A 13,091-nucleotide genomic window follows, 5' to 3' on the forward strand; every position below is an offset into this window, starting at 1 on the left:
CGAGCAAGCCCGCTCCCACAGGGGACCGCACTCAACTGTGGGAGCGGGCTTGCTCGCGAAGGCGTCGGATCGGGCAATACATCTCTTGAACTCTGAACCAAAAATCCCGAATACCACTATCGGCAGTTTTTGCCTTACTGCCACATGACGGACTCATTACAACTCTAGGATGGCCCCCATCTGCTCGATGAGGTCCGTCCATGAACAACCCGATTGCAACTGCCCTGACCAACCCCGGTGCACCGATGAAAGTGCGCGGCGTTCAGAAACGTTTTGGCGCCTTCACGGCGCTGGATAACGTTTCCCTCGACGTGGCGGCCGGTGAGCTGGTGTGTCTGCTGGGCCCGTCGGGCTGTGGCAAAACCACCTTGCTGCGCTGCATCGCCGGTCTGGAAAAGCAGGACAGTGGCGAGTTGTACCTAGGCGACCGCGATGTTTCCCACCTGCCACCCCAGGCGCGGGACTACGGCATTCTGTTCCAGTCCTATGCGTTGTTCCCCAATCTGACCGTCGAAGCGAACATTGCCTACGGCCTCGCCGGCAATGGCCGCGACCAGATTCGCCAACGTGTCGGCCAGATGCTGGAGCTGGTCGGCCTGGGCGGCAGCGAGAAAAAGTATCCCGGTCAATTGTCCGGCGGCCAGCAGCAGCGGGTTGCACTGGCTCGCGCTCTGGCCCCGGCGCCTTCGCTGTTGCTGCTCGACGAACCGATGTCGGCCCTCGATGCCCGGGTGCGCGAGCACCTGTGCACCGAATTGCGCCAGCTGCAACGCAACCTCGGCATCACCACGCTGATGGTGACCCACAATCAGGACGAGGCCATGCTGATGGCCGACCGCATTGCCGTGATGAACAACGGCAAGGTCGAGCAGTACGCCACGCCGCAGGAAATCTACAATCGCCCGGCCACGCCATTCGTGGCGGAGTTCGTCGGCCAGGGTAACTGGTTGCCGTTCCAGCGCAGCAGCGACAGCCACGCCCAGGTCGGCGGAATGAACATGCGCCTGGCCGATGGCGGCGCCAGGACCGCGTCGGGCCGTTTGTTCTGCCGACCGGAAGCGATCAGCATCAACCCGCTGGTGCACGAGGAAAACCTGTTCCCGGCCAAGGTTCGCGAAATCACCTTCCTCGGCAACCGCTGCCGCATGAGCTTCGAACTCGATCAGTTGCCGGGCCATGCACTGTTGGCGGAACTGGCGCCGGAAGCCATGCCGCGTCTTGGTGCGCAGCAGATCATGGTCGCCTTGCCGCCGCGTAGCCTGCAGGTGTTTGCCTGATGAGCGCGAACCTCGCGCTGCCGCTGCCACAAAGGCAGGCTCGGCGGACCTCCCGCGCCGAAATCGGTGACCGCCTGTTCGTGGTCGGCGGCAAAGTCCTCCTGCTGGTGTTGCTCAGCATTGCCGTGTTGATGCCGTTGCTGGCGATCTTCTGGCGTGGTTTCAGCGCCGAAGCCGGGCAGGGCGGTGGTTGGGTCGCAGCGAAAGAACTGGTGACCAGCGAGAACTTCCACTGGTTGCTCGGTAACAGTCTGAAGGTTTCCCTCAGCGTCGCGGCCATTGTCGTACCGCTGGCCTACCTGTTTGCCTACGCCCTGCAACGCACGTTGATTCCGGCCAAAGGCATCTGGCGCGGCATCTCGCTGCTGCCATTGATGGCGCCGTCGATGCTGCCCGGCATTGCGCTGGTTTACCTGTTCGGCAACCAGGGCATGTTGCGTGGTCTGCTTTCGGACAACATCTACGGCTTCTGGGGCATTGTGCTCGGTGAGGTGATCTACACCTTCCCGCACGCCTTGATGATTCTGCTGTCGGCGTTGTCCCTGGCGGATGCACGACTGTTCGATGCCGCCTCCAGCATGGGCGCGAGTCCTGCGAAAGCTTTCCGCAGCATCACCTGGCCGGCGTCCCGCCAGGCAGTGTTCGCGGCGTTCTGCCTGGTGTTCACCCTGACCATCACCGATTTCGGTGTGCCCGTGGTGGTCGGTGGCGACTATCAGGTGCTGGCGCTGGAGGCCTACAAGGCGGTAGTGGGTCAGCAGCAGTTCGGCCGCGGTGCCTTGATCGGCATGGTGTTGCTGCTGCCGGCGCTGTTCAGTTTCGGGGTCGATGCCTGGTTGCGTCGACGTCACGGCGACTCCATGAGCGGTCGTGCCCAGGTGTTCAAGCCTGTGCCATCGAAGCTGCGCGACGGATGCTACCTGGCCATCGTGTTGCTGATAAGCGCGGCATTGCTGCTGGTGTTCGGCATGGCGGTGTTCTCGTCGCTGGTGAAGTTCTGGCCGTACAACCTGTCGCTGTCGCTCAACCACTACCAGTTCAACGAAACCGCCGGCGGTGGCTGGCTGGCCTACGGCAACAGCCTGAAGATGGCTTTGGGCACCGCGCTGATCGGCTCCATGCTGATCTTCACCGGCGCCTACCTGATGGAAAAAACCAAGGGACAGCGCGGCCTGAACCTGACCTTGCGCATGCTCAGTTTCGTGCCGATGGCGGTGCCGGGCCTGGTGCTGGGGTTGGGTTACGTCTTCTTCTTCAACCTCACCGGCAACCCGCTGCACGTGCTCTACGGCAGCATGGCGCTGCTGATCGTCTGCACCATTGCGCACTATTTGACCACCGCGCAAATGACCGCCACCACCGCGCTGCGTCAACTCGATGCCGAGTTCGAAGCCGCCGCGCTGTCGCTCAAGGCGCCGCTGTACCGCCATTACCTGCGCGTCACCGTGCCGATCTGCCTGCCGGCGTTGCTGGACATCGTGCGCTACCTGTTCGTCTCGGCCATGACCACCGTCTCGGCGGCGATCTTCCTCTACAGCCCCGACACCATCCTCGCGGCGGTGGCGGTGCTGAACATGGACGACGCCGGCAACGTCGGCGGCGCGGCAGCGATGTCGACCCTGATTCTGTTCACCTCGGCGGGCGTGTCCCTGCTGCTGGCCTGGGCTTCGCGCGGCTTGCTGCGCCGCTCCCAGGCCTGGCGGCAGACCGCGCCCGGTCATTGATTTGCTTCTCCTCAAACCGAAAGCCCTCAACTCAAAACAGGAAAAGATCATGTTCAAGCCCCTGGCCCTGGCCGCTGCTGTTCTCACCGCTTTCAGCCTGAACGCCTTCGCGGCGAAAACCGAGTTGACGGTGTACACCGCCCTCGAAGCCGAACAACTGAAGACCTACAAGGAAGCCTTCGAAAAGGCCAACCCGGACGTCGAGATCAAGTGGGTGCGTGATTCCACCGGGATCATCACTGCCAAACTGCTGGCCGAAAAAGCTCGTCCGCAGGCTGACGCCGTGTGGGGCCTGGCGGCTTCCAGCCTGGCAATTCTCGACCAGCAGGGCATGCTGCAAAGCTACGCACCCAAGGATCTGGGCAAGATCGGCGCCAACTACCGCGACGCCGCCAATCCGCCAGCCTGGGTCGGCATGGACGTCTGGGCCGCGACCATTTGCTTCAACACCGTCGAAGCCGAGAAGCAGGGCCTGACCAAGCCAGTGAGCTGGCAAGACCTGACCAAGCCTGAGTACAAAGGCAAGATCGTCATGCCGAACCCTGCATCGTCCGGCACCGGTTTCCTCGACGTCAGCGCCTGGCTGCAAACCTTCGGCGAGAAGCAGGGCTGGGCGTACATGGACGGCCTGCACCAGAACATCGGCCAGTACGTTCACTCCGGTTCCAAGCCTTGCAAACTGGCCGCCGCCGGTGAGTTCCCGATCGGTATTTCCTTCGAGTACCCGGCCGTTCAACTGAAACGCCAGGGCGCACCGCTGGACATCATCCTGCCGAAGGAAGGCCTGGGCTGGGAGATCGAAGCGACGGCCGTGATCAAGGGCACCGCCCACGAGGAAGCCGCGAAAAAACTGGCTGACTTCTCCGCCAGCCCTGAGGCGATGGAACTCTACAAAGAAAACTTCGCCGTGCTCGCCCAGCCTGGCATCGCCAAGCCGCAAACCGAACTGCCAGCCGACTACGAACAGCGCCTGATCAAGAACGACTTCGCCTGGGCTTCGAAGAACCGCGACGAGATCCTCACCGAATGGCGCAAGCGTTATGACGGCAAGTCCGAGAAAGTGGCGGCCAAGTAAGATCTTTATCGGCTGAAAGGGCCTCTTCGCGAGCAAGCCCGCTCCCACAGGATTACGCATTCCAATGTGGGAGCGGGCTTGCTCGCGAAAGCGGTTTCAAATTCAGGACAAGACTCCATGACACAACACAACGACATGCTGATCGTCGGCGCCGGCATCCTGGGTTTGTCCCACGCATATGCCGCCGCCAAACGCGGTCTCAAGGTCACGGTTTTCGAGCGTAGCGAAACGCCGGTCGGCGCTTCGGTGCGCAACTTCGGCCAGGCACTGGTCACCGGCCAACCGCCGGGCCCGATGCTGGAGCTGGCCCGCGCCAGTCGCGGGATCTGGGGCGATTGGGCACAGCTCGCCGGCCTGCAACTCAAGCGCAATGGCTCGTACCTGTTCGCCCGCACCGAAGCGGAAGAGCAACTGCTGGAAGCCTTCTGCGAGGGCCGCGCCGTCGAACACGGCTACCGCGTCGACCTGCTGCGCGGTGCCGCATTGCGCGATTTGTATGGCGGCCAGTTCCGCCATCATCGCGCGGCGTTGCACGGTGTGGACGACCAGCAACTGTATTCACGCGAAGCGATTCCGGCGCTGATCGACTTCCTGCGCCGCGACCTGGGTGTCGAATTTCACTTCTCCACCCTGGTTCGCGATATCGAACCGGGCCGCTTGTACAGCACCGCCGGCAGCTTCAGTGCCGAGCAGATCATCGTCTGCTCCGGTCATGACTATCAGACCTTGCTGGCCGAGCACATCGCCGAGCTCGACCCGCAAATCTGCCGCCTGCAAATGCTCCGCGCCCGACCGCAGATCAACCTCAACCTGCAACACGCGTTGCTCACCGGTTTGAGTTGCGTGCACTACGGCGCCTTCGCCGACTTGCCGGAGGCTGCAGCGGTGCAGGCGGAAATCCTGCGGCACGCGCCGCACCTGCACGAAAATGGCATCCACCTGCTGATCAGCCCGACACCCTATGGCGAGTTGATCATTGGCGATTCGCACCATTACGGTCGCGATCCGTCGCCCTTCAATGCCGAGCAGGTCGATGACTGGATGATCGAGCTGGCCGAGCAAACCCTGGGCTGCAAGGTGCAGGTGGTCGAACGCTGGCAGGGCGTCTATGGTTCACGGGGGCCAGGACCGTTCTCGTTCCTGCGCCCGGAAAAAGGCCTGGGCGTGGCGTTGATGCACACCGGTGTCGGCATGAGCGTCGGGCCGGCAATGGCTGAGCGCAACGTGGCCACCGTATTGGAGGAAATCTGATGGAGCGCAATGAACGAGTGATTGCCGAGGTGTTCGGTTTGTACGAGCGCTTTGGCGACAGCGACTACATCGGCGAGCCGGTGTCACAGATCGAGCACATGTCCCAGGCGGCGGAGCTGGCCATGGCCGAAGGCTTCGACGATGAAGTGGTGCTGGCGGCGTTCTTCCACGACATCGGGCATATCTGCGCTGAAAGCGCGGAGAACATGGGCGGCTTCGGCGTGGTCAGCCATGAGCGGCTCGGCGCCGACTACCTGCGTCGCGCCGGTTTTGGCGAACGCATGGCGCGGCTGGTGGAGTACCACGTTCAAGCCAAGCGTTATCTGACGCTCAAGGAACCGGGGTATTACGAACGCTTGAGCGTAGCCAGCCGCCGGACCCTGGAGTATCAGGGCGGGGTGATGACGGCTGAAGAGGCTGAGGCGTTCGAGCAGGACCCGCTGTGTGCAGTGAGCTTGCGCATGCGCCAGTGGGATGAGCTGGCGAAAGAGATGCATGTGCCGGTGATTGATCTTGGGGTACTGAAGGAAAAAGCGGTGCGGTTGTTGGCTGCGTAAGTCTCGGCGCCGAGTGGCTGCCTTCGCGAGCAAGCCCGCTCCCACATTGGATTTGTGACCGACGCACATCCCCTGTGGGAGCGGGCTTGCTCGCGAAGAGGCCAGCGCTGACAGCATGCATCATCAGTCAAGCCACTAAAGCTGCTGCGCCAACGCCTCAACCTGCTCCTGCCGCTCCGCCTGATTCAGTTTTGAATGAGGATTGAGCGACGACCACTGCGGATGTGCCCGTGCCTTGTTCAGGGCTTCGGGCAGTTTGCCTTCGCGCCAGCTCTTGTCCTGGGGCGTGGCCACCTGAATGCTGTCCATCGCTGCATGTCCGCGGGCGTTCAGCGCTTGCAGCAATTGCCGCTGGCGCAGCGCCAACAGGCGCAGCACATTGTCATCTACCGTCAGTTCGCGCTGGCCCTTGATCTTGCCGAGCAAGCGGCTGCCATAACTGCGTGCGGTTTGCAGCGCGCCGCCGGCGATGGCCCCCGCCAGTGCCGCCGCACCCAGGGTAATCCCGCCCACCAGCAGGTCGACCCCGGCTCCCGCAGCAGCACCCGCGGCGATACCGCCACCCACGCGTACACCCAGTTGTTTGAGGGTTTCCGGGTTGAACAGGTCATCGCCCCAACGGCCGTCGAGCAGCGGCAAATCACCAGCCGCGGCATCCTGTGGACGGAAGGCGTAAAGCTTGAGCAGGGCCTCGACGCAACGCTGTTCACGCTGGCGTACGGCTTTGCGCAGTTCGCTGATCGCCTGCTGTTCCTGCTCGGCCTCACTGACCACGCTGCGCCGGCACGCCGCGCAATCGATCAGCAATTCGGCAATCAGTCGCTCGGCGCTTTGTTGGCGAGCCAGACGCTGGGCTTGCTGATCGGCGATCAGGCGTTCGAGTTGCGGCCGGGCCGTTTCCAGCAGCAGGGCGAGACTTTCATAGAGTCGACGCTCGCCATCCTCCGGCGGCGCGACGCTGTCGAAGCGCACCAGGGCATGCAGACCCAGCCGCGCCAGCGCTTCACGCCACGCCGGTTCGCGGTGGTTGGCGCTGCTGACGAAATTCAGCACCGGCAGCAAGGGCTTGCCGCAACCGGCGAGCACTTCCAGCTCGTCGCGGTACTTGGCCAGCACCGGTTCCCTGGCGTCGATCACGTAGAGCCCGGCATCCGACGCCAGCAACTGGCGCAGCACCTTGGCTTCCTGTTCGAAGCGTTGCCGGGCTTCGCTGCCCTCAAGGAAGCGCGCCAGGCGAGCCGGGCCGTCGAGGCGTTCGCCGGGACGCTCCAGGCGTTCGAGGTAATCGAGCAGGGCGATGGCGTCCTCCAGGCCAGGGGTGTCGTAGAGATCGAGCAGTGGCTCGCCGTCCACCGAAAGACGGGCACCTTCGACGTGCCGTGTAGTGCTGGGGCGATGGGACACTTCACCGAAGCCGACGTCGCGGGTCAGGGTTCGCAGTAGCGAGGTCTTGCCGACATTGGTGTGGCCGACGACGGCGAGTTTCAGAGGCTGCTTGCGGGTGTCAGTCATGGCCCGTCTCCAGCCAGTTCATCGGCGCGCAGTCGGCAAAAGGCAGCTCAAGTTGTTGCAGCGCCACGTGCCAGTCGCCAAGGCGTTCGGCGTCCAGCGCTTCACCGGGCGGTGCCTGCAACAACCACACGCGGGTGGCGCTGGCGCTGCGGGCCAGTTCGGCAATCAAGGCCAGGCTGCCGCGATCCGGCGAGCGTTGTGGATCGCACGCGATGGCCAGGCGCGCTGGAGGAAAGCGGCTCAGTTGTTCGAGGAGTTTGTGCCGCGATTCGCGACTGTCGAGGATGCCGGCGTTGCTCACGTTTTTCGGCAATTGCGGTGGCCACGGGCGTTGATCGTCCAGTTCGATGGCGACCAACAGCGCGCCGTCGCTTTGCTGCTCGGTGACACCGTTTTCCACGCGATGCAGTTGGGCCGGTGCCGCATCGCTGACGCCGAGGCGCTCGCTGGTGGGCATCAGGCGTTCGCGCAGTTGCGCGTATCCGGGCAGGTTCAAATCCAGACGCAGCGCAGTTTGCCCCGTCCTCCAGCGCCACAGGCAAAACAGCGCGAGCAGCAGGCGCGGCAAAACGCCGTAGACCAGCAGTACCCCCACCAGCCAGGCGGCCCAGGCCTGGCGGGCACTTTCGATGTTCAGTGCGGCATCGCCGCTGGCACGGATCATCTCCTCGGTCGGCACGCTGAAGCCGAGCAGGGTCGGCAGCGCGCCAAGCGCCTGAGTGACGGCGATAAAGGTGTCGGCACTGAGGATCGTGGTTTCCCAGACGAAGCCGTAGCGCCGGGTCGCCATCAGCGTCAGCAGAATGACCAGAGCGCTGAGCATCGCCAGCCACCACAGGCTGTTGACCAGCACGCCGATGGCCCAGCGATTGAGTTTCTGGCGTTGCAGCAACAGGAGCAGGGCCGGTGCCAGTTGCGCGGCTTTGGCGTCACGAGCGAGTTTTTCACTTAGCCATAACCACAACCGCCCGAGACTGGCGCCGTGTTCGCCGGCAAACACCAGCCCCAGGGCCCAGCTCAGCAGCAGGATCAGATTCAGCCCGAGCAGGCTGCCCAGGGCCCAGAACACATTCACCGGGTGCAGGCCGTCGCCCATTGCCGCAAAGGCCAGGCCGGCGCCGCTGATCACGGCCAGCGCCGCCATTACGATCAGCGCCAGTCGTGCGCCTTGCAGCCAGTGTTGGAGGGCTGCAGCCAGGCCATCGCGTTCAGCCAGCCACAGAGCCCGGCGTTGAATGCGCGACGGCAAATCGCCGCCGGCGCTGCGGGCCATCCGGTTGGCTTCAAGGTCTTCCAGGGGACCTGCGTGTTCTTCGCGCAGGCGAATGGTTTCCGTCAGCCAGAGGGTATTGAGTTCAGTCACGCGGCATCCCGTCGCTTCATTGAGCTGAGAGCATAACCGCTGTGGCGCTTATCGGCGAAAGCGAGGCTCTGGTATCCTCGCCGACATGACTAAATCACTCCCCCTCAGCCTGATCGCAGCCCTCGGTGAAAACCGTGTGATCGGCGTCGACAACAGCATGCCCTGGCACCTGCCGGGGGACTTCAAATATTTCAAGGCCACCACCCTCGGCAAGCCGATCATCATGGGTCGCAAGACCTGGGATTCCCTCGGTCGCCCGTTGCCGGGCCGCTTGAACATCGTGGTCAGCCGTCAGGATGACCTGCTGCTGGAAGGCGCGGAGGTTTATCCGTCGCTGGAAGCCGCCGTCGTTCGCGCTGAAGCATGGGCGAAGGAGCAGGGCGTCGATGAGCTGATGCTGATTGGCGGTGCGCAGTTGTATGCGCAAGGCCTGGCACAGGCTGACCGGTTGTACCTGACCCGCGTGGCGCTGAGCCCGGAAGGGGATGCGTGGTTTCCGGAGTTTGATTTGAACCAGTGGAAGCTGGTGTCGAATGTGCCGAACCCGGCCGAAGGCGACAAGCCGGCGTACAGCTTCGAAGTCTGGGAAAAAGCCTGAAAGCTTCGCGAGCAAGCCCGCTCCCACAGGGGATTTGTGTCGCTCACAGATCCAATGTGGGAGCGGGCTTGCTCGCGAAGAGGCCCGCTCAGTCGCTAAAGTACTTAAGCCTGCGCCAACGCCGAATGCTCATCCGCATCCAGCAGCGCCTTATCGGTCTGCTGCATCACCTGGCTGGTAATCGCACCCGCCGTCATCGACCCACTGACGTTCAACGCCGTACGCCCCATATCAATCAATGGCTCGACCGAAATCAGCAACGCCACCAGTGACACCGGCAAGCCCATCGCCGGCAGCACGATCAATGCGGCAAAGGTCGCGCCGCCACCCACTCCGGCCACACCGGCCGAGCTCAGCGTGACAATCGCCACCAGCGTCGCGATCCACAATGGGTCCAGTGGGTTGATGCCCACGGTTGGCGCTACCATCACCGCCAACATCGCCGGGTACAGACCGGCACAGCCGTTCTGGCCGATGGTCGCGCCGAACGAAGCGGCGAAACTGGCGATGGACTGCGGGATGCCCAGGCGACTGGTTTGCGCTTCGATGCTCAATGGAATCGTTGCTGCACTGGAGCGGCTGGTGAACGCGAACGTCAGTACCGGCCAGATCTTGCGGAAGAAGCGCAGCGGATTGATCCCGGCCACCGACACCAACACGCCATGCACCACGAACATCAGGCCCAGGCCGATATAGGACACCACCACGAAACTGCCGAGCTTGATGATGTCTTGCAGGTTGGAACCGGCGACCACCTTGGTCATCAGCGCCAGTACGCCGTACGGGGTCAGCTTCATCACCAGGCGCACCAGGCGCATCACCCAGGCTTGCAGGGTGTCGATGGCGTTGATCACTTTCTGACCTTTCTCGGCATCATCCTTGAGCAGTTGCAGCGCGGCGACACCCAGGAATGCAGCAAAAATCACCACGCTAATGATCGACGTCGGCTTGGCCCGCGCCAGATCGGCGAACGGGTTTTGCGGAATGAACGACAGCAACAGTTGCGGCACATTCAGGTCGGCGACCTTGCCGGCGTAGTCGGTCTGGATGGTTTGCAGGCGCGCCATTTCCTGGGTGCCGGCCACCAGGCCTTCGGCGGTCAGGCCGAACAGGTTGGTCAGGCCGATGCCGATCAGCGCCGCTATGGCCGTGGTGAACAGCAGCGTGCCGATGGTCAGGAAGCTGATCTTGCCCAGCGACGAAGCGTTGTGCAGACGGGCCACGGCGCTGAGGATCGAGGCGAACACCAGCGGGATCACGATCATTTGCAGCAATTGCACATAACCGTTGCCCACCAGATCGAACCAGCCGATCGAGGCTTTCAGTACCGGGTTGCCGGCACCGTAGACCGTGTGCAACGCCACACCGAACGCCACGCCCAGCACCAGCGCGAGCAGGACTTTTTTCGCCAGGCTCCAGGTGGTGTGGCGGGTTTGCGCCAGGCCGAAGAGCAAAGCGAGGAACACCAGCAGATTGAGAATCAGCGGCAGATTCATTGGGACTCCCATGAGACTTGTGCCAGCTACCATCCGGGGCAGCTGCGAACCGGCAAGCCTAACAGCTTGAAAACTAATGAATTAATATCAAAAACGTATGGTATCCGTCGTTTTTGGAATAAGCGGATGTCGCTGTCAGAAATGCAACTGACGCGAAAGGGACGCGGACGGTCGCTGACAGACGAGGACTGTCACACTTATTTGTTAGCGTCGATGTCTTTCACATTCAGGGAGAAACGCCGATGAAGTTCGCACCGAAATTACTGGCTGCAGCACTTTGCCTGGGCCTTGCCGGCCAGGTTTTCGCAACGGATCTGAAACACTGGCCAGCCGATCAGGCCAAGGCACTGGACGCGATGATCGCGGCCAACGCCAACAAGGGTAACTACGCGGTGTTCGACATGGACAACACCAGTTACCGCTATGACCTGGAAGAGTCGCTGCTGCCGTTCATGGAAAACAAGGGCCTGATCACCCGCGACAAGCTCGATCCCTCCCTGAAGCTGATGCCGTTCAAGGACACCGCCGACCACAAGGAAAGCCTGTTCAGCTACTACTACCGCCTCTGTGAAGTTGACGACATGGTTTGCTATCCATGGGTCGCCCAGGTGTTCTCCGGCTTTACGCTCAAGGAACTCAAGGGCTACGTCGACGAGATGATGGCGTCCGGCAAACCGGTGCCGGCCACCTATTACGAAGGCGACGTGGTCAAGAAGCTCGACGTCAACCCGCCGAAAATCTTCACCGGCCAGCAAGAGCTGTACAACAAACTGATGGAGAACGGCATCGAGGTCTATGTGATGACCGCCGCCTCCGAAGAGCTGGTGCGCATGGTCGCGGCCGATCCAAAGTACGGCTACAACGTAAAGCCGCAGAACGTGATCGGCGTGTCGTTGCTGCTCAAGGACCCGAAGACGGGCGAACTGACCACCGCACGCAAGCAGATCACCGCCGGCAAATATGACGAGAAGGCCAACCTCGGCCTTGAAGTGACCCCGTACCTGTGGACTCCGGCGACCTGGATGGCTGGCAAACAGGCGGCAATCCTGACCTACATCGACGAGTGGAAAAAACCGGTACTGGTCGGCGGCGACACCCCGAGCAGCGACGGCTACATGCTGTTCCACAGTGTTGACGTGGCCAAGGGCGGCATCCACCTGTGGGTCAATCGCAAAGACAAATACATGACCCAGATCCAAGGCATGATGGCCAAGCACGCTGCGGCCCAGGCCAAGGAAGGCTTGACGGTGACTGCCGACAAGAACTGGGTGGTCGTGAAGCCTGAAGAAATCCAGTAAGGATTTTGATCCACTGTAGGAGCGAGCCTGCTCGCGATGGTCGTTAACGATGACGCGTACTGTCTGATTTGACGCGGTGTCCTTGCGACCATCGCGAGCAAGCTCGCTCCTACAGTTTGATTGTTGTTGTTCACACATCCAGTGTTCACATCAAACACCCTGTGGGAGCGGGCTTGCTCGCGAAGAGGCCAGCCAGTGCAATGAAAGCCTCTGTTTGATCGACATCCTCTGACAGTCGCAACCTACGCATTCTTGCGTAAGGGACTACGACTACGCCAGAATCCGCCGGCTTGTGCGCCTTACTCCCGGACTCTACCGTCTACCTGTCACTGAACATCAGTGATCGGGTTTGGTAGCCCGGCTGTGTAGGGTGCAAAGCATCATGATTTGCAGACGTTCTTGCGTCTCTGCTTTTTATGGTGGTCATGCACAGGGCGCTTTCGGGCGCGCCGGTTTCCTTACACCCCGGTCTACCAACCTGCGCATGGCCGCCACCCTTCGTTTGGTAGCGAGGGTGATGGCTCCTTGTCTTATGGTGTAAGGAGTTTTATCAATGCTCAAAATTACCCCCGATCCTCCGCGCAAACCCAGCCGAACATTCATCATCGCACCGGGCCTCGACACCGAAACCCTGTTGGCCCACGCCTGCGAGTCCCTCGCTTCAGCCAATGTCATGGCCAGCGATTTTGCCGGCCTGCTGGACGGCTCCCAACGCAGCACGATGCTGGGGATTGCGCAGGTCATCATGCTGGGCGAGCTGGCGGTGAACCAGGCGCTCGATAACCTCGATCCACAAAAATAACTTGTAGGAGCGAGCTTGCTCGCGATGGTTGTTAACGATGATGCGTGCTGTCTGATTTGACGCGGTGTCCTTGCGACCATCGCGAGCAAGCTCGCTCCTACAAGGGATCGATGCAAACAAAAATGCCCCGCACTTGGC

The 13,091-nt window shown here is 62.0% G+C and carries 11 protein-coding genes; 8 read left to right on the forward strand and 3 right to left on the reverse strand.

What is annotated here, in order from left to right:
- The first annotated feature begins 200 nt into the window (after positions 1 to 200).
- From ACEN8Q_RS24655 to ACEN8Q_RS24675, 5 genes are all read left to right on the forward strand, one after another.
- Positions 201 to 1,277 (forward strand): putative 2-aminoethylphosphonate ABC transporter ATP-binding protein, encoded by a 1,077-nt coding sequence (locus tag ACEN8Q_RS24655; protein WP_413703846.1) that lies wholly within the window; start codon positions 201 to 203, stop codon positions 1,275 to 1,277.
- The gene (locus ACEN8Q_RS24660; protein ID WP_413703847.1) at positions 1,277 to 3,001 is read left to right on the forward strand and encodes a putative 2-aminoethylphosphonate ABC transporter permease subunit; all 1,725 of its coding nucleotides are present in this window, start codon (positions 1,277 to 1,279) and stop codon (positions 2,999 to 3,001) included. Before ACEN8Q_RS24655 ends, ACEN8Q_RS24660 begins: the two co-directional genes overlap by 1 nt.
- A gap of 49 nt (positions 3,002 to 3,050) precedes the next feature.
- Positions 3,051 to 4,076, forward strand: coding sequence for a putative 2-aminoethylphosphonate ABC transporter substrate-binding protein (locus ACEN8Q_RS24665; RefSeq protein WP_008020008.1), 1,026 nt, complete (start codon positions 3,051 to 3,053; stop codon positions 4,074 to 4,076).
- A gap of 117 nt (positions 4,077 to 4,193) precedes the next feature.
- The gene (locus tag ACEN8Q_RS24670; RefSeq protein ID WP_413421847.1) at positions 4,194 to 5,327 is read left to right on the forward strand and encodes a TIGR03364 family FAD-dependent oxidoreductase; all 1,134 of its coding nucleotides are present in this window, start codon (positions 4,194 to 4,196) and stop codon (positions 5,325 to 5,327) included.
- A complete protein-coding gene (locus ACEN8Q_RS24675; RefSeq protein ID WP_413421845.1) occupies positions 5,327 to 5,884 on the forward strand; it encodes a phosphonate degradation HD-domain oxygenase in 558 nt (185 codons plus the stop codon). The genes ACEN8Q_RS24670 and ACEN8Q_RS24675 overlap by 1 nt, the downstream gene beginning before the upstream one ends.
- Positions 5,885 to 6,019: 135 nt before the next feature.
- Here the strand turns inward: ACEN8Q_RS24675 and ACEN8Q_RS24680 are convergent, their stop codons facing one another.
- Together ACEN8Q_RS24680 and ACEN8Q_RS24685 are read right to left on the reverse strand one after the other, a co-directional pair.
- The gene (locus ACEN8Q_RS24680; RefSeq protein ID WP_413703848.1) at positions 6,020 to 7,396 is read right to left on the reverse strand and encodes a GTPase/DUF3482 domain-containing protein; all 1,377 of its coding nucleotides are present in this window, start codon (positions 7,394 to 7,396) and stop codon (positions 6,020 to 6,022) included.
- Positions 7,389 to 8,759, reverse strand: coding sequence for a DUF2868 domain-containing protein (locus ACEN8Q_RS24685; RefSeq protein WP_413703849.1), 1,371 nt, complete (start codon positions 8,757 to 8,759; stop codon positions 7,389 to 7,391). The genes ACEN8Q_RS24680 and ACEN8Q_RS24685 overlap by 8 nt, the downstream gene beginning before the upstream one ends.
- A gap of 85 nt (positions 8,760 to 8,844) precedes the next feature.
- Between ACEN8Q_RS24685 and ACEN8Q_RS24690 the strand changes: the two genes are divergently transcribed.
- Positions 8,845 to 9,357 carry a dihydrofolate reductase gene (locus ACEN8Q_RS24690; RefSeq protein WP_413703850.1) on the forward strand — a complete coding sequence of 171 codons (513 nt, stop codon included), beginning with the start codon at positions 8,845 to 8,847 and terminating at the stop codon, positions 9,355 to 9,357.
- 104 nt (positions 9,358 to 9,461) lie between these two features.
- Here the strand turns inward: ACEN8Q_RS24690 and ACEN8Q_RS24695 are convergent, their stop codons facing one another.
- On the reverse strand, positions 9,462 to 10,853 hold the full coding sequence (locus ACEN8Q_RS24695) for an L-cystine transporter (protein ID WP_116261535.1): 1,392 nt from the start codon (positions 10,851 to 10,853) through the stop codon (positions 9,462 to 9,464).
- Positions 10,854 to 11,095: 242 nt separating this feature from the next.
- Between ACEN8Q_RS24695 and ACEN8Q_RS24700 the strand changes: the two genes are divergently transcribed.
- Positions 11,096 to 12,151: a haloacid dehalogenase-like hydrolase gene (locus ACEN8Q_RS24700; RefSeq protein ID WP_413703851.1), complete on the forward strand. Its 1,056-nt coding sequence runs from the start codon at positions 11,096 to 11,098 to the stop codon at positions 12,149 to 12,151.
- Positions 12,152 to 12,704: 553 nt separating this feature from the next.
- Positions 12,705 to 12,953 (forward strand): DUF6124 family protein, encoded by a 249-nt coding sequence (locus ACEN8Q_RS24705; protein WP_413703852.1) that lies wholly within the window; start codon positions 12,705 to 12,707, stop codon positions 12,951 to 12,953.
- Positions 12,954 to 13,091: the final 138 nt, after the last annotated feature.

The organism is Pseudomonas sp. Pseusp16 (genome assembly GCF_047324915.1).
Taxonomy (GTDB): Bacteria; Pseudomonadota; Gammaproteobacteria; order Pseudomonadales; family Pseudomonadaceae; genus Aquipseudomonas; species Aquipseudomonas fluorescens_CD.

Coding starts and splice junctions, on each gene's coding strand:
- ACEN8Q_RS24655 (WP_413703846.1), top strand. CDS start 201: ATGAACAACCCGATTGCAACTGCCCTGACCAACCCCGGTGCACCGATG.
- ACEN8Q_RS24660 (WP_413703847.1), top strand. CDS start 1,277: ATGAGCGCGAACCTCGCGCTGCCGCTGCCACAAAGGCAGGCTCGGCGG.
- ACEN8Q_RS24665 (WP_008020008.1), top strand. CDS start 3,051: ATGTTCAAGCCCCTGGCCCTGGCCGCTGCTGTTCTCACCGCTTTCAGC.
- ACEN8Q_RS24670 (WP_413421847.1), top strand. CDS start 4,194: ATGACACAACACAACGACATGCTGATCGTCGGCGCCGGCATCCTGGGT.
- ACEN8Q_RS24675 (WP_413421845.1), top strand. CDS start 5,327: ATGGAGCGCAATGAACGAGTGATTGCCGAGGTGTTCGGTTTGTACGAG.
- ACEN8Q_RS24680 (WP_413703848.1), bottom strand. CDS start 7,396: ATGACTGACACCCGCAAGCAGCCTCTGAAACTCGCCGTCGTCGGCCAC.
- ACEN8Q_RS24690 (WP_413703850.1), top strand. CDS start 8,845: ATGACTAAATCACTCCCCCTCAGCCTGATCGCAGCCCTCGGTGAAAAC.
- ACEN8Q_RS24695 (WP_116261535.1), bottom strand. CDS start 10,853: ATGAATCTGCCGCTGATTCTCAATCTGCTGGTGTTCCTCGCTTTGCTC.
- ACEN8Q_RS24700 (WP_413703851.1), top strand. CDS start 11,096: ATGAAGTTCGCACCGAAATTACTGGCTGCAGCACTTTGCCTGGGCCTT.
- ACEN8Q_RS24705 (WP_413703852.1), top strand. CDS start 12,705: ATGCTCAAAATTACCCCCGATCCTCCGCGCAAACCCAGCCGAACATTC.